Annotated in this window: 21 protein-coding genes; 8 read left to right on the top strand and 13 right to left on the bottom strand. The window is 62.1% G+C overall.

The features are described 5' to 3' along the window. Window positions 1-7 precede the first annotated feature (7 nt). From E1B25_RS06475 to E1B25_RS06440, 8 genes are all read right to left on the bottom strand, one after another. Window positions 8-976: a type II secretion system F family protein gene (locus E1B25_RS06475; protein WP_132827949.1), complete on the bottom strand. Its 969-nt coding sequence runs from the start codon at window positions 974-976 to the stop codon at window positions 8-10. After that, window positions 976-2,430, bottom strand: a complete 1,455-nt coding sequence (locus tag E1B25_RS06470; protein ID WP_132827948.1) for a TadA family conjugal transfer-associated ATPase — start codon at window positions 2,428-2,430, stop codon at window positions 976-978. The genes E1B25_RS06475 and E1B25_RS06470 overlap by 1 nt, the downstream gene beginning before the upstream one ends. 21 nt (window positions 2,431-2,451) lie before the next feature. Continuing rightward, the gene (locus E1B25_RS06465) at window positions 2,452-3,690 is read right to left on the bottom strand and encodes a CpaE/TadZ family protein (protein ID WP_132827947.1); all 1,239 of its coding nucleotides are present in this window, start codon (window positions 3,688-3,690) and stop codon (window positions 2,452-2,454) included. Between the two features lie 198 nt (window positions 3,691-3,888). Continuing rightward, window positions 3,889-4,548, bottom strand: coding sequence for an OmpA family protein (locus tag E1B25_RS06460; protein ID WP_132827946.1), 660 nt, complete (start codon window positions 4,546-4,548; stop codon window positions 3,889-3,891). Between the two features lie 15 nt (window positions 4,549-4,563). Beyond that, entirely contained in the window at window positions 4,564-5,985 is a 1,422-nt protein-coding gene (locus E1B25_RS06455; RefSeq protein WP_132827945.1) for a type II and III secretion system protein family protein, read from the bottom strand. Between the two features lie 214 nt (window positions 5,986-6,199). Further along, window positions 6,200-7,057, bottom strand: coding sequence for a Flp pilus assembly protein CpaB (cpaB, locus tag E1B25_RS06450; protein ID WP_132827944.1), 858 nt, complete (start codon window positions 7,055-7,057; stop codon window positions 6,200-6,202). A 140-nt stretch (window positions 7,058-7,197) separates the two neighbouring features. Then, a complete protein-coding gene (locus E1B25_RS06445; RefSeq protein ID WP_132827943.1) occupies window positions 7,198-7,380 on the bottom strand; it encodes a hypothetical protein in 183 nt (60 codons plus the stop codon). A 217-nt stretch (window positions 7,381-7,597) separates the two neighbouring features. Continuing rightward, a complete protein-coding gene (locus E1B25_RS06440; RefSeq protein ID WP_132827942.1) occupies window positions 7,598-7,795 on the bottom strand; it encodes a hypothetical protein in 198 nt (65 codons plus the stop codon). Between the two features lie 354 nt (window positions 7,796-8,149). On the opposite strand from E1B25_RS06440, the gene E1B25_RS06435 reads away from it, so the two are divergent. After that, window positions 8,150-8,989 (top strand): lytic transglycosylase domain-containing protein, encoded by an 840-nt coding sequence (locus E1B25_RS06435; protein ID WP_132827941.1) that lies wholly within the window; start codon window positions 8,150-8,152, stop codon window positions 8,987-8,989. Window positions 8,990-9,103: 114 nt separating this feature from the next. On the opposite strand, the gene E1B25_RS06430 is transcribed toward E1B25_RS06435, so the two are convergent. The 3 genes from E1B25_RS06430 to topA all read right to left on the bottom strand — a co-directional run bounded on the left by E1B25_RS06430 (window position 9,104) and on the right by topA (window position 13,380). After that, a complete protein-coding gene (locus E1B25_RS06430; RefSeq protein WP_132827940.1) occupies window positions 9,104-9,727 on the bottom strand; it encodes a CoA transferase subunit B in 624 nt (207 codons plus the stop codon). A gap of 3 nt (window positions 9,728-9,730) precedes the next feature. Further along, window positions 9,731-10,435, bottom strand: a complete 705-nt coding sequence (locus tag E1B25_RS06425) for a CoA transferase subunit A (RefSeq protein WP_132827939.1) — start codon at window positions 10,433-10,435, stop codon at window positions 9,731-9,733. A gap of 299 nt (window positions 10,436-10,734) precedes the next feature. After that, on the bottom strand, window positions 10,735-13,380 hold the full coding sequence (gene topA / locus E1B25_RS06420; RefSeq protein WP_132827938.1) for a type I DNA topoisomerase: 2,646 nt from the start codon (window positions 13,378-13,380) through the stop codon (window positions 10,735-10,737). A 163-nt stretch (window positions 13,381-13,543) separates the two neighbouring features. Between topA and E1B25_RS06415 the strand changes: the two genes are divergently transcribed. Beyond that, window positions 13,544-13,987, top strand: coding sequence for a hypothetical protein (locus E1B25_RS06415; protein ID WP_132827937.1), 444 nt, complete (start codon window positions 13,544-13,546; stop codon window positions 13,985-13,987). Between the two features lie 145 nt (window positions 13,988-14,132). Here the strand turns inward: E1B25_RS06415 and dprA are convergent, their stop codons facing one another. Then, window positions 14,133-15,320 carry a DNA-processing protein DprA gene (gene dprA / locus E1B25_RS06410; RefSeq protein WP_132827936.1) on the bottom strand — a complete coding sequence of 396 codons (1,188 nt, stop codon included), beginning with the start codon at window positions 15,318-15,320 and terminating at the stop codon, window positions 14,133-14,135. A gap of 120 nt (window positions 15,321-15,440) precedes the next feature. Next, entirely contained in the window at window positions 15,441-16,862 is a 1,422-nt protein-coding gene (gene tldD / locus E1B25_RS06405) for a metalloprotease TldD (protein WP_132827935.1), read from the bottom strand. Window positions 16,863-17,039: 177 nt separating this feature from the next. Here tldD and coxB point away from each other — a divergent pair, with 177 nt between their 5' ends. From coxB to E1B25_RS06380, 6 genes are all read left to right on the top strand, one after another. After that, complete coding sequence (coxB, locus tag E1B25_RS06400; RefSeq protein WP_132827934.1) at window positions 17,040-17,927, top strand: cytochrome c oxidase subunit II; 888 nt, start codon at window positions 17,040-17,042, stop codon at window positions 17,925-17,927. Window positions 17,928-17,973: 46 nt separating this feature from the next. After that, entirely contained in the window at window positions 17,974-18,915 is a 942-nt protein-coding gene (gene cyoE, locus E1B25_RS06395) for a heme o synthase (RefSeq protein WP_132827933.1), read from the top strand. Window position 18,916: 1 nt separating this feature from the next. Continuing rightward, on the top strand, window positions 18,917-19,087 hold the full coding sequence (locus tag E1B25_RS22105; RefSeq protein ID WP_165937562.1) for a hypothetical protein: 171 nt from the start codon (window positions 18,917-18,919) through the stop codon (window positions 19,085-19,087). After that, window positions 19,087-19,665 carry a cytochrome c oxidase assembly protein gene (locus E1B25_RS06390; RefSeq protein ID WP_132827932.1) on the top strand — a complete coding sequence of 193 codons (579 nt, stop codon included), beginning with the start codon at window positions 19,087-19,089 and terminating at the stop codon, window positions 19,663-19,665. The genes E1B25_RS22105 and E1B25_RS06390 overlap by 1 nt, the downstream gene beginning before the upstream one ends. A 22-nt stretch (window positions 19,666-19,687) precedes the next feature. Further along, the gene (locus E1B25_RS06385; RefSeq protein WP_132827931.1) at window positions 19,688-20,497 is read left to right on the top strand and encodes a cytochrome c oxidase subunit 3; all 810 of its coding nucleotides are present in this window, start codon (window positions 19,688-19,690) and stop codon (window positions 20,495-20,497) included. 96 nt (window positions 20,498-20,593) lie between these two features. After that, window positions 20,594-21,265: an SURF1 family protein gene (locus E1B25_RS06380; RefSeq protein WP_132827930.1), complete on the top strand. Its 672-nt coding sequence runs from the start codon at window positions 20,594-20,596 to the stop codon at window positions 21,263-21,265. Window positions 21,266-21,270 lie beyond the last annotated feature (5 nt).

The raw sequence follows: 21,270 nt of genomic DNA, 5'->3' as shown, positions 1-21,270 counted from the left end.
CAGGTCCTCACACTTTGATGTTGGTCAGAACGCGCATCACGATCAGGTTGATGCCCAGCATGGTGCCAACGATGAAACAGGCGGGAATAAACCAAGGGTGGTCCAAGACGTCGTCATAGTAATGCGGGCTCTGGACCAGGATTCCGATCAGACACAGGAGCGGAAACGCCGACAGGAACTTGCCCGACCATTGCGCCTCGGCGGTGATCGCCTTGACCTTGCGGAACAGGCGGAACCGCGAGCGGATCACCTTTGACAGCCCGTCCAGAACCTCGGCCAGGTTGCCGCCTGATTGCTGCTGGATGGTCACAGCCACCGCGAGAAAGCGCATATCCTGCATGTCTAGCCGCTCGGCCATTTCCTTGAGCGATTCGCCGACATCGCGGCCATAGGCGGATTCGTCGGAGATGATGCCAAACTCGGTGGCCAGCGGATCCTCGATCTCTTTCGCGACGATCTGGATGGCCGAGGTGAACGGATGCCCCACCCGCAGGCTGCGCACCATCAATTCGATGGCATCGGGCAGCTGTTCTTCGATCAGCGCCATGCGCTTTTTGGCCTTGCTGCTGATCCAGAGATAGACCGCGCCGATGCCGATCCCCAGCGAGGCCACAAGACGGACCACTGGCGAGGTATCGGTGCCGATAGTCAGCCCGAGATAGGCCAGCACCACCAGCCCGCCCATGATCATGATCAACTGGCGTGGGCTAAAGGCGATGGCGGCCTTTTGTGCCTTTTCCGCGATCAGAGAATAAAGCGGGATCGACTTGGCGTTCAGGTGCTGGCGCATTTCCTTGCGCAATTGCTCCAGCACTTGTTCGCGCCCGATCCCCTTGTCGAGCATCGCCAACCGGCGGTTGACCCTGTTGTTCAGGCTGATCGACTTGCCGAAAGCGACCAGATAGATCCCTTGGACCAGAACCAGCACACCAACGAAAATCAGCAGGTAGATCAGGGCTTCGATACCCATTTGCATCACGACATCTCCATTGTTGTGGGTTCATAGACGGACGTAGGCAGGTCATAGCCCCACATGCGGAACCGTTCCGAGAAATGGCTGCGTACGCCGGTGGCGGTGAAATGGCCGATGATCTTGTTGTTCGGGCCAAGACCGACGCGCTGATAGCGAAAGATTTCCTGCATCGAAATCACGTCGCCCTCCATGCCGGTGATCTCGGAGATCGAGGTCATCCGGCGCGATCCGTCCTGCAGGCGGCTGGCTTGCACGATCAGATTGACGGCGCTGGCAACCTGGCTGCGCAGGGCCTTGATCGGCATTTCGATCCCGGCCATGGCGATCATGTTTTCCAACCGGCTCACCGCGTCGCGGGCCGAGTTGGCGTGGATCGTGGTCATCGAACCGTCATGGCCGGTGTTCATGGCCTGCAACATGTCGATCACCTCTTCGCCGCGGGTCTCGCCGACGATGATGCGGTCAGGGCGCATCCTGAGCGCGTTTTTCAGACAGTCGCGCGCGGTGACTTCGCCCTTGCCTTCCACATTGGGAGGGCGGCTTTCCATCCGGCCCACATGAACCTGCTGGAGCTGAAGTTCGGCGGTGTCCTCGATGGTCAGGATCCGTTCGGAATGATCGATAAAGCTCGACAGCGCGTTCAGCGTCGTGGTTTTGCCCGACCCGGTCCCGCCCGAGACGATGATGTTCAGCCGTGTCGCGACCGCAGCCTGAAGATAGGCGGCCATTTCTTCGGAAAAGGCGCCGAAATTGACCAGCTCATCAATGCTCAGCTTGTCTTTCTTGAATTTCCGGATCGAGACCAGCGATCCGTCCACCGCAATCGGCGGGACCATCGCGTTGAAGCGCGAGCCGTCGGCCAGACGGGCGTCGACATAGGGGTGGGATTCATCCACCCGCCGTCCGACTGCCGAAACGATCTTGTCAATGATGCGCAGCAGGTGGCGTTCATCCTTGAAGGTGACGCCGCTGAGTTCCAGCTTGCCGTCCCGTTCGACAAAGATCTGATGCGGGCCGTTGACAAGGATGTCGTTGACAGAGTCGTCGCGCAACAGCGTTTCCAGCGGACCGAGGCCCGTCACCTCGTCATACAGTTCCTTGTTGAGCGTCTGGCGGTCTTCGCGGTTGAGGACGATGCCTTTTTCGTCGAGAATTTCGCTGGCGATCGCGTTGATTTCGACCCGCAGATCGGCCTCGCTGGCATGCTCCAGCGCGGCGAGGTTGAGATTTTCCAACAGCGCCCGGTGCAGTTCCAGTTTGATGTCGCCCAGCCGCTCCTTGCGCTTGCGGTCCCGGTCCTCCGGTGCCGCCTTGGCTGCGATCTTGATCGTCGGCTTGCGCAGCCGCGCAGCGGGTTTCGCCTCCGGCTCGGGCTGCGGGGCGGGCGCCTTTGCCTTGGTGGCGGCGGGTCGTGCGGCGCCGCTTGCCGCGACTTCTTTCCGGAATTTGGTAAACACGTTATCTGCCCCTTGTCACAGTCAGGCCGCTTCGGCCTCTTCACGGCCAAGGTCGTGCAACGACCGGGCCAGTTTGGCGATTTCCTTACGCAGAGGATTCTTGGCACAGGATTCGGCCAGTGGTTGACCGTGGTCGCAGGCCTGTGTGATCGGTTTGCCGCCATCGGGAAGATGCAAATCGATTGCAATCCCCAGCGAGTCGCCCATGCGCCGAACCCGGCTCTTGCCCGAAAGATCCGTGAACTTCGGCGCCCGGTTCAACGCAAAGCGCAACTTGTCGAAGGGCAGATCTTCGGATTGCAGCGCGTGTTTCAGTCGCAATGTGTTTTGAGCAGACCGCATGTCGAGTTCGATCAGCGCGATATACACATGCGCCGCCTGCAAGGTGGTCTCGGACCACTGGATCACGGCTTTCGGCATGTCGATCACGACATAGTCGAAATGGCGCCGCGCCATGGTGATCACGCTTTGGACGTCTTCGGGCGTGATCAGGTCCAGCGGCACCATATCCGCCGGTGCGGTCAGCACATGCAGCTTGTCTTCAAAGATCTGAAGCGCCTGGCCAAAAATGTCATCGTCCATGTTTTGGGTGTCCGACAGCATGTCGAACACGATCTCGCGGCGCGGCAGGTCCAGATAGGTCGCGACCGATCCGTATTGCAGGTCGAGGTCAATCAGGCAGACGCGGGGACTGTCCTTGCCGTCGATATTGGCCAGTTCCCAGGCCAGGTTCACCGCCATCGTGGTCGACCCGCTGCCCCCGGCAAGCCCGTGTACGACGAACACCGCCCCCTCTTTTTCGCTATCCGCATCCAACGGCTTCTGCTTTGCGGGCACCAGCGCAGGCCCGGCATTCTGGGCCTTGATCCGGTCGATCGCCTCCTGCAATTCATGCTCGGGCAGGGGGTAGGGGACGAACTCATCGGCCCCTTTGCGCAGGAGCTGGTGCAGCGAGGCGGGGGTGACATCCTCGGCGATCAGAATGACGTTGATCCCGCGCGATTTGGCCTGGGTGATGATCTCGTCCAACAGGACAAGATTGTCTTCGTCGTTGCGGTCGATTGCCAAGGCGACGAATTCCAGCGCGTGGGCGTCGGGTTGGCTGAAGAACGCCAGTGCCTCGGCAAATCCCAGATCGCCCCAGCTCTCGCCAAGGGCGGCCTCCATATCTTCGATCAGAAGGTCGAAATTCTGCACATCGCGGCTGATTGTGCAGGCCACGATTGGGGCGAATTCCGTTTGCACTACTGCGCTGCCCATTGCCAATTTCCTTTGCTCAGTGACCACAGGGCGGCAAGTCGGGAGGTTTCCCTATCGCGTTGCAAGTGGCACCCGACGTGCGACTCGGTGTGGTCACACATTTCTCATTAGGAGCAATGTCGTGGACAATCAGGGCGAGATTTGGGCCAAAAAACTCCAATTGTAGGGAAATCGGAGACGATCTTGGCTTTCACACGGTTATTGTATGGCTTCCAGCGCTGCATTCGTACTGGCAACGTCCGAGGCAGGCTTCGCGCTCGCGACATATTCGCGATAAACGACCTGCGCATATTTTCCATCCAGAACAGTGGGATGGCGCTTGAGGAACCCGGAAACCTCGGTCACCGTGCGGCGGTTGCGCCGCTCGCGTCCCTGGCTCACGATCAGCGGTTGCGTTTCGCCGTATGACACCACCGCCTCAAGCCGCCTGCGGCTGATTCCGCGCGTCGCCAGATAGGCCACGGCCGCATTGGCGCGCCGTTGCCCCAGATTGCGGTTATAGGCTGTCGAGCCGACCGCGTCGGTATGGCCGTAAACCCGGAAGCGGATCTCGGGGAATTGGCGGATCCAGTCGGCCTGCCGGTCGAGAACGGCCTGCGCCGCCCCGTCGAGCTGGGCGCTGTCAAAGGCAAAGGTGATGGTGCTGGGCACCTCTTGTGCAAAGCGGTTGGCGAGGCTGACGACATAGTCCTTTTCGCCGTTCATGATCATGGTGTTGTTCATGGTGGCGTCGCCGAACAGGCCGGTATCGACCTGCGACCCCGCCTCGCGCAGGAAGCTGTTGGGGACGGGGCCCGCAGTTTGACCGCAGGCTCCCAGTGCCAGCGTCAGTCCGAGACCTGCAATCAGCTTATGCATGCCAGCCATCCCTGCTTAATCCATCACATAACCATAAGAGCCACTAAAGTCCTGCTTGGCAACCTCGCTAGCGGCACCGCCACGCGGCAGCCGATCGGTCGATCCAGTGCGCCCGAACAGGAACAGATCGCTTTCGGTCGGCGGCTTTACCCGGTCGGTGGGCAGCGCCAGCGCCTCGCCGCGCGTCGGCGTGACCAGATGCGCGGTAACGATGATCACCAATTCGGTCTGGTTGCGCTGATAGTCGGCGCTGCGGAACAAGGAGCCCAGCACCGGCACATCTCCCAGCCAGGGGATTTGCGCCGCGCTGTCCAGGAAATTGTCTTGGATCAGGCCGGCGATGGCAAAGCTTTCGCCGTCGCGCATCTCGACCGTGGTCGATGTTTCGCGCCGCGAGAATGCGCCGACTTCGGATCCGTTGACCGTGACGCTGTTGGAACTGTCGATGGACGAAACCGCCGCCTTGAGCTCCAGATTGATCAGATCTCCGTCGACCACGCGCGGGACAAAGGCCAGTTCGATGCCATAAGGCTTGTATTCGACGGTATAGACACCGTCACTCTGCGCCACCGGGATAGGATATTCGCCGCCAGCGAGGAATTTCGCCTCTTGCCCCGACAGGGCAGAGAGATTGGGCTCGGCCAAGGTGCGCGACACGCCCTTCTGTTCCAATGCCTCAAGCAACAGGTTGACCTGAAACGCGCCGGCGTTGAACCCGAAGACGACCGCGCCGGCATTGTCATTCGATGTCGGGATGTTGCCGGCCAGCGAGTTGGTCAGCGCAGACTGGTTGCCCAGCGTGCCGGTGCCGCCATTGACGCCGACACTGCTTCCGCCCGTGATCCCCAACGAAGAGCTGAGCGATTTCGACACGTTGCGCTGCATCTCGGCAAAGCGGACCTTGAGCATTACCTGTTGCACACCGCCCACGCTCATCAGGTTCGAGACCCGCTCGGGCGCATAGCGTTCGGCCAGATCCAGTGCGCGCTGGAGTTTCTGTGTGCTTGACACCGTGCCGGACAGCACGATGCCATCATTTGCGGTGCGCACCTCGATCTGTTCACCGGGAATGATCTGGCGCAGCCGTTCCTTGAATTCTGCAACGTCAGCCGCGACCTTGACCTCGACATTGGTGATCAGCCGACCGGCCGCATCAAGCAATGTCAATGTGGTCGTGCCGGGGGATTTGCCCAGCACATAGATGGTGCTGTCCGACAACGACGAAATATCGGCGATGCCGGGGTTGGCGATGCTCAGTTCGGAAAAGGGGACGTCGCTTTCGACCACGACGGCGCGATTCATCGGCACATCCAGTGTGGTTGCCGTTCCTTTTTTGACAATGCGGAGCATCTCGGCTTGCACCGGAGTCCCTGCTGCGGGCATATAGCCCAGCGCCAGCCCCATCAGGGCGGCCTTCATCCATCGATTTAGTGCCATGTGACCTGCCTCTCCGATCACGCCTCGGTGCCGGGTCTTTATGCCCGCTCTTTGCGCCACTGTGAGGCATAAGCGATTTTTTTTCAAGAATCAATGATTTCGGACGATCCCCTGATGTGGATAAGACGCAACAGAGGTGCGCGGCGGTACAGTGCGTCGGGGGCGGCCCGCCTGTGCGAACCGCCCCCGGTCTGACCTTCGTCGGTCATTTTTCTCAGTTTGTGCAGGGGATCTGGATGTCCACCACCTCTGACCCGCGCCGGGTGCGGATGGTGCAGACCTCGGGTTTCAGGTCGGGGGCGGCCAGTACCTCATCTTCAAGCCCGAGCAGGGCGCGCTGGTCGACTTCGATCGCATCAATGATGGTGTCGTCATCAATCCCGACCAGGGCCAGCGACAGCCGTCCTGATGTTTGGGCCTGGGCCAGTGCCGCCACCTGTTGTGGGCGCACCGACACCGTGACCGTGCGGGCGATGGTGGCGCCGTTCACATCCTCGCTGGCGGTCTGGTCCACAGCGATCAGTTGCACGGCGGTTTCGATCAGGCGGGTCACGTCGCCACGCGCCCCCTCAGCCGTATCGCGGATAGAGCCGGTCCAGTAGACATCAACCCGGTCGCCGGGGCGCAGGAAGCCCGACACGCCCGAGGCCACGTCGACCCGGATGGCAAAGGCTCGCATGCCGCGTTCCAATTGCGAGGTCAGCCCGGCTTCCTGTCCTGGTTTGGTCACCTTGACCGTCAGGATCGCCTCGTCCTTTTCCATCGCGCGCAGCACCACGCGGGCCTTGTCCGGATCTTCGGGGATCAGGGCGGCAAAATCAGTGAAGGCGCCTTCGGGGATCGCATCCTGTGGCCAGTTCACCTTGCGCACGCTGTCTTTTGTCACCGCCTCGCCGTAGCGGAGCGCGCGTTTCGCGACATAGACCTCGCGGGTGGGCACGACGGGCACGCTGGTTGCGCGTTCCTTCGCCAGCGCCTGCTGGTAATTCGTGATATAATTTTTGGCCATATAAACGGCACCGCCTGCCAAGGCGACCCCGATGACCAGAACAAGACCGAAAACTGCACGCATGACAGTTCCTTTCACCCATGGCCCGGTCCGGCAGAGGCCGGTCGAGCGCGTTGTCGTCTGATTACATTCTAGTCAGGGAATGTGGCGAAATAGGGGAGGTTGCAGGGCCGATGCGGGGAATTTGACGGTCGCGCCACAGCTCACCAATCAAAGTCCAGCGCCGCGATCGCAGCGGCCACCTTGGTGCCCAGATCGCCAGCGGAAAGCAGGATGGGCGGAATCACCAAAACACTCAGGGCGACGACAGTCGCGACCAACAAGAGCCAGTCGACGGTGACCGCGCCGTCTTCATCCCTGGCGAAACTGTGGAACAGGTTACTCATTATGGCCTCCGTGGCTGGTGGTCATTCCAGCCTGACGGCCGGCTCATCTTCGTTGCACCAAAAAAGCCGCTCAATGCGGCACAAATTTGGCGCGATGCGGGTTTTTGCGAAACCTGTCACGCGCCGGGTTTTCCGGATCTAGTCTGGGTGCAGAAATGAATAATGCCGCGCCTCAGAAGAGGCGCGGCATGAATGGTCAGGTGTTCATTGAACAACCTTATTTGCTAGCACCGATGGTCGCTGCCTGTTGGGCTGTGATTTCAGCGCCGATGGCGGTCGACAGGGTTTTCGTGTTGGCACCAATCGTGGTGTATGCGGCGCCGGCCAGGGCGACGACTGCGGCGGTCAGCACAACCCAGTCAACAGTCACGGCACCAGCTTCGTCTGCGCGGAAGTTTTTGAAAAGTTTGATCATGGTTTGGTCCCTCCAAAGGATCTTTCGTTTGTGTTCATAACCCGCGGCGTCCGTTTGAACCTTGCTCTCTCATCGGCTCCGTCCGTCGTGGTATGACCTCATATAGCCTGAGGGTCGTGGCAGGAATTGGGCCAAAAAACGGATTTTTCAGAGCTCCCGCATAAATCTTATGTTTACTACTTAATGCATTGTTATTGATCGATTAAAAATGCAATCCACGCATCATCCTGGAAAATGCGCGATGCGAATCCGAACCAAATTGGGCAGAAATGACAAAATTCGCCCGGATTCTCTGGTTCTGGGGCGGGTTTTGAACGAGACTCCGGAAAACGTTGTGAGGCATGAGGCGCGCCTATGAGGCTCCGAGTTATCGCGGCGGCGGTGGCGGCTTTTTCGCAGGTGTTCTTGGGGGGGCCTGTCCGGGCCGACCCTGCCGCGCCGTTTCCCGAATTTCAGGCCCGCCGGGTCAAACCGCCAGCGCCGGGCACGGCCCGGCGGATCAATGTCCAGATCGACCCAGAGGAACAGCAGCGCCGTGCCGCCGTGCCGAAACAGCAGAGCACGACTGCAGGCGCCGATCCCGATGCGACCCCCACTGCCAAGGCGTCGCTGGGGCGCTATGACTGGTTCTGGGAGGGGGTTTCACCCGATCTGGCCCAATCCAGCCCGGCGCGGCTGCATGACGCGCTGCAACTGCTCAGCGGCGCGCAAAAGGTGGCGGCCCCGCGTCTTCAGGCGTTGCAAGAGATCGCCCGCGCCCGCGGCATCCCGATCCTGACGGCAACGGTGGGCACGCAGGTCTCGCCAGCGCTGGTACTGGCGGTGATCTCGGTGGAATCGGCGGGCAAACCGGATGCGGTCAGCGGGGCCGGGGCGCAGGGGTTGATGCAGCTTATGCCCGATACCGCGGCGCGGTTCGGTGTCTCTGACAGCCTTGTGCCCGAGGATAACATCGCCGGTGGGGTGAAATATCTCGACTGGCTGATGCAGAAATTCGACAACGATCCGATCTTGGTGCTCGCAGGCTACAACGCGGGGGCGGGCGCGGTGCGCGATCACGCCGGTGTGCCGCCCTTTGCCGAGACCCGCGATTACGTGCCCAAGGTGCTGGCCGCGTTCCAAGTCGCGCGCGGGCTGTGCCTGACCCCGCCGGAACTGATCTCGGACGGCTGCGTCTTTGCCGCGCTGAACTGAGCGGCCCCCGCGGCAAGAGCGGCATCAGGAAAGACCGAAATTCGGCAAAAACGAAACGCCCCGGCGCGGTGGCCGGGGCGTAGTCTACTTAGCAGTATCTTGGAGGGCGCTATCTTAGATGATGGTCGCCTCGGTCGCGGCGATCATGTCCTCGCGGGTGACGCCGGGGGCAAGGTCCACGATATGCAGCCCTTTGTGCTCCACATCCAGCACGCCCAGATTGGTGATGATGCGATCCACCACGCCCTTGCCGGTCAGCGGCAGCGTACACTCTTTCAGCACCTTGCTTTCGCCGGCCTTGTTGGTGTGGTCCATCACGACGATCACGCGGCCAACCCCGGCCACCAGATCCATCGCGCCGCCCATGCCCTTGACCAGCTTGCCGGGGATCATCCAGTTGGCCAGATCTCCGTTTTCGCTGACCTCCATCGCGCCCAGGATCGCGGCGGCGATCTTGCCGCCCCGGATCATCCCGAACGAGGTGGCGCTGTCAAAGTACGAGGTGCGCGCCAGCTCGGTGATGGTTTGCTTGCCGGCATTGATCAGGTCAGGATCCTCTTCGCCCTCATAGGGGAAGGGGCCCATGCCCAGCATGCCGTTTTCCGATTGCAGCGTGATGTCCTTGTCGCCGACATAGTTCGCCACCAGCGTCGGAATCCCGATGCCAAGGTTCACATACATGCCGTCTTCCAGCTCTTGCGCGGCGCGCTCGGCCATTTGGTTGCGGTCCCAAGCCATGGATCAAGCCTCCTCACGTTTGCGGGTGGTCACTTTTTCGATGCGCTTTTCGTGCGTCCCTTGCACGATGCGATGCACATAGACGCCGGGCAGGTGGATGCCATCGGGGTCCAGCGTGCCGGGTTCGACGATCTCTTCAACCTCGACGACGCAGATCTTGCCGCACATCGCCGCTGGCGGGTTGAAGTTGCGCGCGGTCTTGCGAAAGATCAGGTTGCCGGTGGTGTCGGCCTTCCACGCCTTGACGATGGCCAGATCGGCAAAGATCCCGCGTTCAAGGATGTATTCCTCGCCGTCGAAAACCTTAACCTCTTTGCCCTCGGCGATCACGGTGCCGACCCCGGTCTTGGTGTAAAACCCCGGAATGCCCGCGCCACCGGCGCGCATGCGCTCGGCCAGCGTGCCCTGCGGGTTGAACTCCAGCTCCAGTTCACCGGCCAGATACTGGCGCATGAACTCGGCGTTCTCACCGACATAGGACGACATCATTTTCTTGACCTGCTTGGTCTGCAGCAGCACACCCAGCCCGAAATCATCAACCCCCGCGTTGTTGGAGGCAACGGTCAGATCCTTGGTTCCGGCGTCGCGGATGGCGTCGATCAGCAGCTCTGGAATGCCGCACAGGCCGAAACCTCCCGCAGCGATCAGCATGCCGTCGAACAGGACGCCGTCCAGCGCGTCGGCGGCGTTGGCGTATATCTTACTCATGGATCACTCCCTAAAACCCAGGTTGGGCAATCACTGCCGGGGGGCGCGGCAAGAGTCAATGTTGCGCCCCGGTCGCGTGCCCACTGGGGAGGCTTTAGCCCAGCCAGCCCCCATCGGCCAATACGTAGAAATACGGGGGGAGGGGGCAGCGCCGCTCCCAGCGCGCCCCTATGTCGGTGCGTTGACACCGTGTTCGGGGGAGGCGGCGCGCCCAAAACCCGGCGCCCAAAACCCCGGAACGCAAAAGCGCGCCGCCCCCTAGGCGACGCGCTCTCACATCAAATCGACATGCGCCGGAATTACTCCTCCGGGGCTGCGTCCTCCGCCGCCGGCTTTTTCGCGGCGGTTTTTTTCGCTGCCGGTTTCTTTGCTGCGGGCTTCTTCGCCGCGGGTTTTTTGGCGGCCGGTTTCTTCGCTGCGGGCTTCTTGGCAGCAGGCTTTTTCGCGGCGGTCTTGCGCGCAGGCTTCTTGGCCGCCTTCTCGGCGATCAAGACAACCGCCTGCTCCATCGTCAGATCCGCCGGCTCGGTTTCCTTGGGCAGGGTGGCGTTGACCTTGCCCCATTTGACGTAAGGCCCATAGCGGCCATCCATCACGTTCACCGGTCCGCCCTCGGTGGGGTGTTCGCCCAGCTCCTTGAGCGGTGTCGCCGCCGCCCCGCGCCCACCGCGCGCCGCCTTCTTGGCTAGTTCGTCCACGGCGCGGTTGATGCCGATGGTAAAGACGTCCTCGACGTCCTTCAGGTTGGCATAGACCTTGCCGTGCTTCACATAGGGCCCATAGCGCCCGATCGCGGCCTCGATCATCTCGCCATCCTCGGGATGCGCGCCGATTTCTCGCGGCAGATTCAGAAGCATCAGCGCCTTGTCCAGATCGACATCGTCCAGCTCCCACCCCTTGGGGATCGAGGCGCGCGGCGGTTTCGGCACCTCTTCGGTGGCCTCGCCGCGCTGCACATAGGGCCCGAACCGGCCCTTGCGCAGGCTGATGGTCTCGTCATTGTCATAGCCCAGAACCTTTCCGTCCGGGCCGATCTCGTCGCCCGCCATCCCCGGCGGACCAAACGGCCGGGTATAGCGACACTCAGGATAGTTGGAGCAGCCGATGAAGGCCCCGCCAGAGCGCGCCGTGCGCATGCTCAGCCGTCCCTTTCCGCAGTTCGGGCACAGCCGCGGGTCGCTGCCATCCTCCTTGGCCGGGAACAGATGCGGTTCCAGCACCTCGTTGATCTTTTCCAGCACATCGGTGATGCGCAGCTCTGATGTCTCGGCGATCGCGGCCGAGAAATCGCGCCAGAACTTGGCCAGCACATCCTTGTAGTTGGCCTCGCCGGCGCTGACGTGATCCAGCTCGTTCTCAAGCTCGGCGGTAAAGTCATAGCCGACGTATTTGCTGAAATAATTCTGCAGGAACACGATCACCAACCGGCCCTTGTCCTCGGGGATCAGGCGGTTCTTTTCCTTGCGGACATAACCACGATCCTGAATCGTGGTGACGATGCTGGCATAGGTCGAGGGCCGCCCGATGCCGAGTTCTTCCATCCGCTTGACCAGCGTCGCCTCGGTATAGCGCGGCGGCGGCTGGGTGAAATGCTGCTCCGGGTTGACCGCGCGCTTGTCGGCGGGCTCGCCCTGCGTGATCTGCGGCAGCCGCTTGTCGTCCTCGTCGGTGACGTCGTCGCGGCCCTCTTCATAGACCCGCATGAACCCATCGAACAACATCACCTGACCGGTGGCGCGCAGCCCGACCTGACCGTCATTGCTGGCGATCTCGACCGTGGTGCGCTCCAACCGGGCCGCTTCCATCTGGCTGGCCAGCGTCCGCTTCCAGATCAGATCATACAGCTTGCGCTGATCCGAATCGGTCAGCTTGAGCGCATCGGCGTCGCGGGTCATCTCGGTCGGGCGGATACACTCGTGCGCTTCCTGCGCGTTCTTCGCCTTGTTCTTGTAGATGCGGGGGCTGCCGGGCACGTATTCGGCGCCATAGCGTTCCTTGATCGCGTCGCGCGCCGCCGCCACCGCCTCGGGGGCCATGTCGATGCCGTCGGTCCGCATATAGGTGATATAGCCCGCCTCATAGAGCCGCTGCGCCGTGCTCATGGTCTGGCGCGCGCCCATGCCGAACTTGCGGCTGGCTTCCTGTTGCAGGGTCGAGGTCATGAACGGCGGCGAGGGGTTGCGGTTGGCCGGCTTGGCCTCGACGCTGGCCACGCTCAGGTCGCGGCTGGTGATCGCCTGCACCGCCAACTCGGCCTGTGTGCTGTTTTCGATATCGTATTTATCAAGCTTCTTGCCAGCCAGAACCGTCAGCCGGGCCTCGAATTCCTGTCCGCGCGGGGTCGAAAGCACTGCCTTGACCGACCAGTATTCCCGCGCGGTGAAGGCCTCGATCTCCATCTCGCGCTCGACGATCAGGCGCAGGCAGACCGATTGCACCCGACCGGCCGATTTCGCACCGGGCAGCTTGCGCCACAACACCGGAGACAGGTTGAACCCGACCAGATAATCCAGCGCGCGGCGCGCCAGATAGGCTTCGACCAGCGGCGCATCGACATCGCGCGGATGTTTCATCGCCTCGGTCACCGCAGCCTTGGTGATGGCGTTGAAGGTCACCCGTTTGACATCGGTATCCTTCTTGATCGACTTCCGCTGGGTCAGGGTTTCCTGCAGGTGCCAAGAGATCGCCTCGCCCTCGCGGTCGGGGTCAGTCGCGAGGATCAGCGAATTGTCTTCCTTCAGGGCGTCGGCGATCGCCTTGACATGTTTGCGGCTGTCCGCGCCGATCTCCCATTTCATGTCGAAATCGTTCTCGGTATCGACCGATCCGTCCTTGGGCGGAAGGTCACGCACATGACCGTAAGATGCCAAAACAACGTAGTCAGGACCAAGATACTTGTTGATCGTTTTTGCTTTGGCCGGGGATTCTACAACAACTACGGGCATTTAGCGAAAAACCTCTTGCGGCGGAAACGGCGCTTTCTATGGCGGGCCAACATGTGGTGCGCAAGAGCCGATTGTCAATCCGTGCCGTTTCGGCGCACAATTACCGGGGTACAGGCCCTCAAACCGCGCCCGTTTCCACCCGTTTTCACAGGAGAGAGCGGCGATGCGTCAGCTGTTTTTGCTGATCTTCTTCCTGCTTGCCGGGCCGCTTTCGGCCCAGGGCTGGTCTGAGCCACAGCGCGGCAGCAACCTGCGCGCGGCCCTGATGGATGCGCTGCGCCCACATGCGGAATGGCTGTTGGGCGCGCCGGTGCAATTCGTGATCCATGATCTGCGTGTCAGCGGCGATCTGGCCTTTTCCTCACTCTCTCCGCAACGCCCCGGTGGTGGCGAAATCTCGCTCTGGCAGACACCCGGTTCTGCGCGGGGCGATCTTTATCCCGAAGGCATGGAGGGCGGCGTGGCGATGCGGGCGCTCTATGTCCGGTCGGGCCAGACCTGGGTGGCGGTGCACTGGGCGATCGGCGCCTCCGATGTCTGGTATGCCTATGCCCCGATCTGTGCGATCTGGCGCCCGGTGATCCCCGAAGCCTGCCAAGGGATGTAGCGCACAGGGGCTCCGCCGCTATCTCTCCCCAGATAAACCCTGGGCGCGCGACGCTTTGCGCCCCCCCCCCTCGCTTCTTCTTGGTACAAATACTCAAATTCCGACGCTCGAAACCCCTTCCGCAGCCCCCGTTTTCCGGTCCGCTTCAGCGCAACCGCGCCAGCAACCCACCGGCCTGACGGGTGATTCGCCCCTCCAGTTCCAGATCGAGCAGCACCGGCGCCACCCGGCCGGGCGCTGTCTTGAGATCGCGGATCAACTGGTCTTCGGCCAGCGGCGAGGGGCCCAGCCGCGACAGGATCTGCTGGTGCAGTTGCGCGGTCTCGCGCAGGCTGCGTTTGTCGGGCGGCGGGCCTGCTGGCGGGATCTGCGGCAGCTCGGGCTGCGCCAACCCGCTCTGTGTCCTGACACTCGGCGCGGCCTCTCTCTGCCCCGCCTCTTCCGGGGGCAAGGCGGCGATCACGTCCTCCCCGCCGCGTACCAGCACCGCGCCGTCGCGGATCAGCATGTTGCAGCCCGCCGCGCGGGCGTCGAACGGATGGCCGGGCACGGCCAACACCTCGCGGCCCTGATCCAGCGCATCCCGCGCGGTGATCAGACTGCCAGAGCGGGCGGCAGCCTCAACCACCACCACCGCCCGCGCCAGCCCTGAAATGATCCGGTTGCGGCTTGGAAAATGGCGCGCCTGCGGGGCCATGCCCATCGGCTGTTCCGACAGCAAGAGCCCACAGCGCGCGATATCCGCGGCCAATCCGGCGTTCTCGGCGGGATAGATCACGTCGACCCCGCCCGCCAGCACCGCGATGGTCCCGGTCTCCAGCGCCGCCAGATGCGCTGCCGTATCGATCCCGCGCGCCAGCCCGGAGGTCACGACATTGCCTGCCTGGCCCAGCTCACGCGCCAGCGACCGCGCCATCCGCGTTCCCAGCGAAGAGGCATTGCGCGCGCCGACCAGGGCCACCGAAGGGCGCTGCAACAGCGCCGGATCGCCCACCGACCAGAGCATCGGCGGCGCATCGTCGATTCTTGCCAGCGCCACCGGGTACCCCGCCTCACCAATGCAGATCAGCCGCGCCCCGGCGGCGCGCGCCGCCTTCAACTCCGCATCGATTCGCGCCTCGGGGCAGGGGGCATAGCGATCGACCCCGGCCGAGCGGGCAAGCTCGGGCAACGCCTCCAGCGCGCTCCGGGCGGTGCCATGTGCGTTGATCAGCCGATAGAATGTGGAAAGTCCCACCCGGTAAGAGCGAAGCAGACGAAGCCAGTCAAACCGATCACCTTCCGACGTGGGTGGGACCAGTGGGTGGGTGGAAGATTGCTGCGTATCGGTCATCCTACGCTCCGCCTGCTTGCGAAACCTTTGTAGGATGCCTGAAGTTAACGACTGGTGAATCGTGGCGGAATTAAGGCAACACCGCCACGAAAAAGTACGATTCCCTGTTCGGCTTCCGGCTCAGGCGGCGGACCCACCTACCGTCAGCTTGCCCATCAGAACCGTGGGCTGGCCCACCCCGACCGGCACCCATTGCCCGGCCTTGCCGCAATTGCCCATGCCCGGATCCAGCGCCATGTCGTTGCCCAAAGCCCGGATATGCTGCAGCGAGGTCGGCCCGTCCCCGATTAGGGTGGCGCCCTTGACCGGCGCCCCCACCTTGCCGTTCTGCACGCGATAGGCCTCGGTGCAGGAGAACACGAACTTGCCGTTGGTGATGTCCACTTGCCCGCCGCCGAATCCCACCGCCCAGATGCCGTCCTTGATCCCGGCGACCAGATCGGCCGGATCGCTGTCGCCGCCCAGCATATAGGTGTTGGTCATCCGCGGCATCGGCGCATGGGCATAGCTTTCGCGCCGCCCGTTGCCGGTGGGTTCCACCCCCATCAGCCGCGCGTTCTGCCGGTCCTGCATAAGGCCCACCAGAATGCCGTCCTCGATCAGAACGTTGCGCCGCGACGGGGTGCCCTCATCATCCACGGTGATCGAGCCGCGCCGGTCCGGCAGGGTGCCGTCATCCAGCACGGTGACGCCTTTTGCCGCCACCCGCTGGCCCATCAACCCGGCAAAGGCCGAACTGCCCTTGCGGTTGAAATCGCCTTCCAGCCCGTGACCGATGGCCTCGTGCAGCAGGATGCCGGGCCAGCCCGGGCCAAGCGCCACCTCCATCACGCCAGCCGGGGCTGGCACTGCCTCAAGGTTCACCAAGGCGATTCGCAACGCTTCGCGCGCCTTGGCCTGCCAGTCGCGCGGGTCGATCAGCCCATCCAGCCCGACACGCCCGCCGCCGCCCGCGGTGCCGGTTTCGCGTCGGCCGTTCTGTTCCACGATGACCGAGACATTGACCCGCGTCATCGGGCGCACGTCGCGCACCTGCACCCCGTCGGGGCGTAGAATCGCCACCTCTTGCAACGAGGCTGCCAGCGTGGCCGACACCTGCACCACCCGGGGGTCCATATCGCGGGAAAAGGCGTCGATCTCGCGCAGGGTCTCGATCTTGACCGGGAACGGGGTGCCGCCGATCGGATCTTCATCGGTATAAAGATGCCGGTTGGTGGGCTGCGGCGGTGGCGCCAGCGTGCCGCCCCCTGCGCCCACCGCCAGCCGTGCGGTTTCGGCGGCCCGGCGCAGCGCCGGGATCGAGACCTCGGTGGAATGGGCATAGCCGGCCACCTCGCCATGCACCGCGCGCAGCCCGAATCCTTCCGACGCGTCATAACTGGCGGTGCGCAACCGGCCATCGTCGAACACCAGCGCCTCGGATTTGCGCCGTTCAACGAAGATTTCGCCGTCGTCGGCCCCGTCCGTAACCGATTTCAGGATCGAAAGCGCCTCGTCCTCGGGCAGCGCCGAAGTGAACGGACAGTAAGATTTTGTTGGCATTTTCAAGTCCCGTAATTTGACATAGATCAAAAAAGCGTCCCTTTGACGCAAGCATTTCGCTTTATCTGCTCCCCGGAATATGGTTTTTACAGACCTCAAAGACAACGGGTGTACGCCAAGGCATACAAACCATGCCCGGTGTCGAGGGAGAAACGGTTCAACCGATCGGGACGAGACATGAAGAATGCTTTGATGCTTTCCGGGCTTTTTGCGGCCCTCAGCGGCCTTCCGGCCTATGCGCAACAGGCGCTGGAGATCGTCGGGAAACCGACCAATGGTGGCATGGGCTTTCAGCCGGCAGCGACCGAACTGGCCCGCGACCTTCAGTCGCTGGACTATATGCTTGTGATCATCTGCGCGGCGATCAGCCTTTTGGTGATCGGCCTGATCGCTTGGGTGATCGTGCGCTACAACAAGCGGATGAATCCAACGCCTGCCAGCTTTACCCACAACTCGCCGGTCGAGATTGCCTGGACCGTGGTGCCGATCATCATCCTTGTTTTCATCGGCGCCTATTCGCTGCCGGTGCTGTTCAAGCAACAGGAAATCCCCGAGGCCGACATCACCATCAAGGTGACCGGTTATCAGTGGTACTGGGGCTATGAATATGTCGATGCGGGCTTTGGCTTTGACAGCTACATGATCGGCCAGCCGGCCACCGGCGGCAATTATGTGCTGACCCCGGAGGTCGAGGCAAAGCTGGTCGAGGCCGGGTATAGCCGCGATGAATTCCTGCTTGCCACCGATACCGCCGTGGTGGTGCCGATCGGCAAGACCATTGTGATGAACGTCACCGGGGCCGACGTGATCCATTCCTGGGCCATGCCAGCCTTTGGCGTGAAACAGGATGCCGTCCCCGGTCGTCTGGCCCAGCTTTGGTTCAAGGCCGAGCGCGAAGGCATCTATTTCGGCCAATGCTCGGAACTTTGCGGCAAGGATCACGCCTTCATGCCGATCACCGTCAAAGTGGTCAGCCAAGAGGTCTATGATGACTGGCTCAAAGGCGCGATCGAAGAATATGCCGACGCCGGTCAGCCCAAAAGCTTCAAGCTCGCTGCCAACTGATAAGACCTAGGGGGGGCCGCGTGCCCACCCCACCCGGAGAACCCGAATGAGCGACGCAAGCATCAATGCAAGCACCCTGCGCGAGGACGAGGCGGGATTCGGCGATTATTTCGCCCTGCTCAAGCCGCGCGTGATGTCGCTGGTCGTGTTCACCGCGCTGGTCGGCCTGGTGGCCGCGCCGGTGCCGGTGAATCCGATGGTCGGGTTTTGCGCCATTCTGTTCATTGCCATCGGTGGCGGCGCCTCGGGCGCGCTGAACATGTGGTGGGACGCCGATATCGACCGGGTGATGCGGCGCACGCGCGGTCGCCCGATTCCCGCCGGAAAGATCGAGCCGGGCGAGGCGATGGTGCTTGGGCTGGCGCTGTCGGGCCTTGCCGTGGTGATGCTGGGGCTGGCCACCAACCCGTTTGCCGGGCTGTTTCTGGCCTTTACCATCTTTTTCTACGTGGTGATCTATACCATGTGGCTGAAACGGGCGACGCCGCAGAACATCGTGATCGGTGGCGCGGCGGGGGCCTTTCCGCCGGTGATCGGCTGGATCGCGGCGACCGGCGATATGGCGATCGAACCTTGGCTGATGTTCGCACTGACCTTCATGTGGACGCCACCGCATTTCTGGGCGCTGGCGCTGTTCATGCGCTCGGACTATGACGATGCCGGTGTGCCGATGCTGACCGTGACCCATGGCCGCCGCGTCACCCGCACCCATATCCTTGTCTATACCGGGCTGTTGGCGGTGCTGGCCGTCGGCGCCGGGTTCTCCGACATTGGCGGCCCGATCTATCTGGTGGTCTCTGTTGTGCTCAACGCGCTGTTCCTGCGCGGGGCGTGGCGCATCAGCCGCCGAGACGAAGACGCATCGGAGTCCGACAACTTCGCCGTGGAGCGGTCTTTCTTCCGGCTTTCTCTGCTCTATCTTTTCCTCCACTTCGGCGCGATCCTGATCGAAGCCGTGTTGAAACCCTTCGGCCTGGGAGGCTGGTGATATGAGCTTCAAGACAACGCATGAACTGCACAAGCGCCGCTTTGGCCGCAATCTGGGCGTCGGGCTGGTGCTGGCGGGGTTCGTCGCAATCGTGTTCGGGCTGACAATCGCCAAGGTCACCAGCGGCGATTTCCAGATGAAGAAATCTACTGTCAGCGGGGCAAAAAACTGATGTCTGCTCCCAATAATGTCCGCAGAACGGTGATCCAGCTTGTCTGTGTGGTCGTCACAATGGGCGCGCTCGCCTGGGCGGCGATCCCGGCCTATAACTGGTTCTGCCGCGTCACCGGCTATGGTGGTGAAACCAACGTGGCCGAGACCGGGTCCGACACGATTTTGGATCGCACCATCAAGATCCGCTTCGACGGCTCGAAAGAGCGCGACATGCCCTGGGACTTCAAGCCCTTGCAGCAAGAGGTCGAGCTGCGGATCGGGGAAACCGGGCTCGCCTTCTACGAGGCGTACAACCCGACCAACCGGCCGATCGCCGGGCAGGCCAGCTATAATGTCGCGCCCTATGCCGCCGGGTCGTATTTCACCAAGATCGCCTGTTTCTGCTTTACCGAACAGATTCTGCAGCCGGGCGAACGCGTGGAGATGCCGGTTACCTTTTACGTCGACCCCGAGATCGTCGATGATCCCGAGGCGCAACACGTACACACGATCACGCTGTCTTATACGTTTTACGAAATAGATCTGCCCGAGGGCTATGCCGCCCTCGATCACGAGGCAGACATCAATCTGAACTAGGCCGAAAGGTGAGGGACACTTAATGGCGCACGAAAAAAATCACGACTATCACATTCTTAGCCCTTCGATTTGGCCGCTGTTCGGTGCTGTCGGTGGGTTCGTCATGCTGTTCGGCGCCGTGCTGTGGATGCATGATATCACCCCGTTCATGTTCCTGATCGGGCTCGCGATGGTGCTTTACACCATGTACGCTTGGTGGGCTGAGGTGGTTGTCGAAGGCCGCACCGGGGATCACACGCCCGTCGTGCGGATCGGGCTGCGTTACGGGTTCATGCTGTTCATCATGTCCGAGGTGATGTTCTTCTTCGCTTGGTTCTGGTCGTTCTTCAAACACGCGATCTACCCGATGAACGAATATTTCGGCACCGAATACGTGAAACCGGAAATCTTCCCGGTCGACCCGTTCCATCTGCCGCTGATCAACACCGTTGTGCTGCTGCTGTCGGGCTGTGCCGTGACATGGGCGCACCATGCGCTGGTGCATGACAACGACCGCAAGGGGCTGGTGCAGGGCTTGGCGATCTCGATCGTTCTGGGCGTCGCCTTCACCGGGTTGCAGGCCTATGAATATGCGCATCTGCTGCATTCGGGCTGGGAATTCGGCGGCGACGAGTTCTATTCGAACTTCTTCATGGCCACCGGCTTTCATGGCTTTCACGTGATCATCGGGACGATCTTTCTGGCCGTCTGTCTGATCCGTGCGCTCAAGGGCGACTTTACCCAAGAGCAGCATGTCGGCTTCGAGGCCGCCGCCTGGTACTGGCACTTCGTTGATGTGGTTTGGCTGTTCCTGTTCTTCGCCGTCTACATCTGGGGCACCGCCGGGTTGTGACATATGCGGAATGCGGTTGAACAATCGCCCCCGTCCCATTTAAAGCAAGGCGCGCGGTCTGTCCGCGCGCCTTTTCATTGGTTATCGGAGCGTTCCATGCGCCGCTTTCTGTTCCTGCTGGTCTTTGGCATCGTCGGTGGGGGCCTGCTGCTATCGCTTGGCACCTGGCAGCTGCGCCGGCTGGCCTGGAAACAAGGCGTGCTGGCCGAGATCGAGACCCGCATCGCCGCCGACCCTGTCGCGCTGCCCGCCGCGCCGGACCCGGAGCGGGATCGCTACCTGCCGGTGCGCGTAGCCGGTACGATGGGCGCGCAGGAACTGCATGTTCTGGTCTCTACCCGTGATTTCGGCGCTGGCTATCGCATCATTACCCCCTTCGTCACCGACAGCGGCCGCCGCATCCTGATCGATCGGGGCTTCATCCCGACCGAGGCCAAGACAGCCGTCCGCCAAACCGGCGCGATGGAAATCACCGGCAACCTGCATTGGCCGCAAGAGATCGACAGTTTCACCCCCGCGCCAGAGCCGGACAAGAACATCTGGTTCGCGCGCGAGGTTCCCACACTGGCCGCCGCGCTCGACACCGAACCGGTGTTGCTGATCGCGCGCTCGCAGACCGATCCGAACGTCGTGCCGCTGCCGGTGACATCCGTGGGCATTCCCAATGATCACCTGCAATACGCCGTGACATGGTTCGGGCTGGCGCTGGTCTGGATCCTGATGACCCTTTATTTCCTGTGGCGCACCCGCGCCCGATCCCGGAGCTGAGAGCA

The organism is Antarcticimicrobium sediminis, from assembly GCF_004348975.1.
Lineage (GTDB): Bacteria > Pseudomonadota > Alphaproteobacteria > Rhodobacterales > Rhodobacteraceae > Antarcticimicrobium > Antarcticimicrobium sediminis.
Note: the sequence above shows the minus strand (reverse complement) of the source record. Positions and strands in the feature narration are given on the sequence as shown.

Coding starts and splice junctions, on each gene's coding strand:
- E1B25_RS06475 (WP_132827949.1), bottom strand. CDS start 976: ATGCAAATGGGTATCGAAGCCCTGATCTACCTGCTGATTTTCGTTGGT.
- E1B25_RS06465 (WP_132827947.1), bottom strand. CDS start 3,690: ATGGGCAGCGCAGTAGTGCAAACGGAATTCGCCCCAATCGTGGCCTGC.
- E1B25_RS06460 (WP_132827946.1), bottom strand. CDS start 4,548: ATGCATAAGCTGATTGCAGGTCTCGGACTGACGCTGGCACTGGGAGCC.
- E1B25_RS06455 (WP_132827945.1), bottom strand. CDS start 5,985: ATGGCACTAAATCGATGGATGAAGGCCGCCCTGATGGGGCTGGCGCTG.
- cpaB (WP_132827944.1), bottom strand. CDS start 7,057: ATGCGTGCAGTTTTCGGTCTTGTTCTGGTCATCGGGGTCGCCTTGGCA.
- E1B25_RS06445 (WP_132827943.1), bottom strand. CDS start 7,380: ATGAGTAACCTGTTCCACAGTTTCGCCAGGGATGAAGACGGCGCGGTC.
- E1B25_RS06440 (WP_132827942.1), bottom strand. CDS start 7,795: ATGATCAAACTTTTCAAAAACTTCCGCGCAGACGAAGCTGGTGCCGTG.
- E1B25_RS06435 (WP_132827941.1), top strand. CDS start 8,150: ATGAGGCTCCGAGTTATCGCGGCGGCGGTGGCGGCTTTTTCGCAGGTG.
- E1B25_RS06430 (WP_132827940.1), bottom strand. CDS start 9,727: ATGGCTTGGGACCGCAACCAAATGGCCGAGCGCGCCGCGCAAGAGCTG.
- E1B25_RS06425 (WP_132827939.1), bottom strand. CDS start 10,435: ATGAGTAAGATATACGCCAACGCCGCCGACGCGCTGGACGGCGTCCTG.
- topA (WP_132827938.1), bottom strand. CDS start 13,380: ATGCCCGTAGTTGTTGTAGAATCCCCGGCCAAAGCAAAAACGATCAAC.
- E1B25_RS06415 (WP_132827937.1), top strand. CDS start 13,544: ATGCGTCAGCTGTTTTTGCTGATCTTCTTCCTGCTTGCCGGGCCGCTT.
- dprA (WP_132827936.1), bottom strand. CDS start 15,320: ATGACCGATACGCAGCAATCTTCCACCCACCCACTGGTCCCACCCACG.
- tldD (WP_132827935.1), bottom strand. CDS start 16,862: ATGCCAACAAAATCTTACTGTCCGTTCACTTCGGCGCTGCCCGAGGAC.
- coxB (WP_132827934.1), top strand. CDS start 17,040: ATGAAGAATGCTTTGATGCTTTCCGGGCTTTTTGCGGCCCTCAGCGGC.
- cyoE (WP_132827933.1), top strand. CDS start 17,974: ATGAGCGACGCAAGCATCAATGCAAGCACCCTGCGCGAGGACGAGGCG.
- E1B25_RS22105 (WP_165937562.1), top strand. CDS start 18,917: ATGAGCTTCAAGACAACGCATGAACTGCACAAGCGCCGCTTTGGCCGC.
- E1B25_RS06390 (WP_132827932.1), top strand. CDS start 19,087: ATGTCTGCTCCCAATAATGTCCGCAGAACGGTGATCCAGCTTGTCTGT.
- E1B25_RS06385 (WP_132827931.1), top strand. CDS start 19,688: ATGGCGCACGAAAAAAATCACGACTATCACATTCTTAGCCCTTCGATT.
- E1B25_RS06380 (WP_132827930.1), top strand. CDS start 20,594: ATGCGCCGCTTTCTGTTCCTGCTGGTCTTTGGCATCGTCGGTGGGGGC.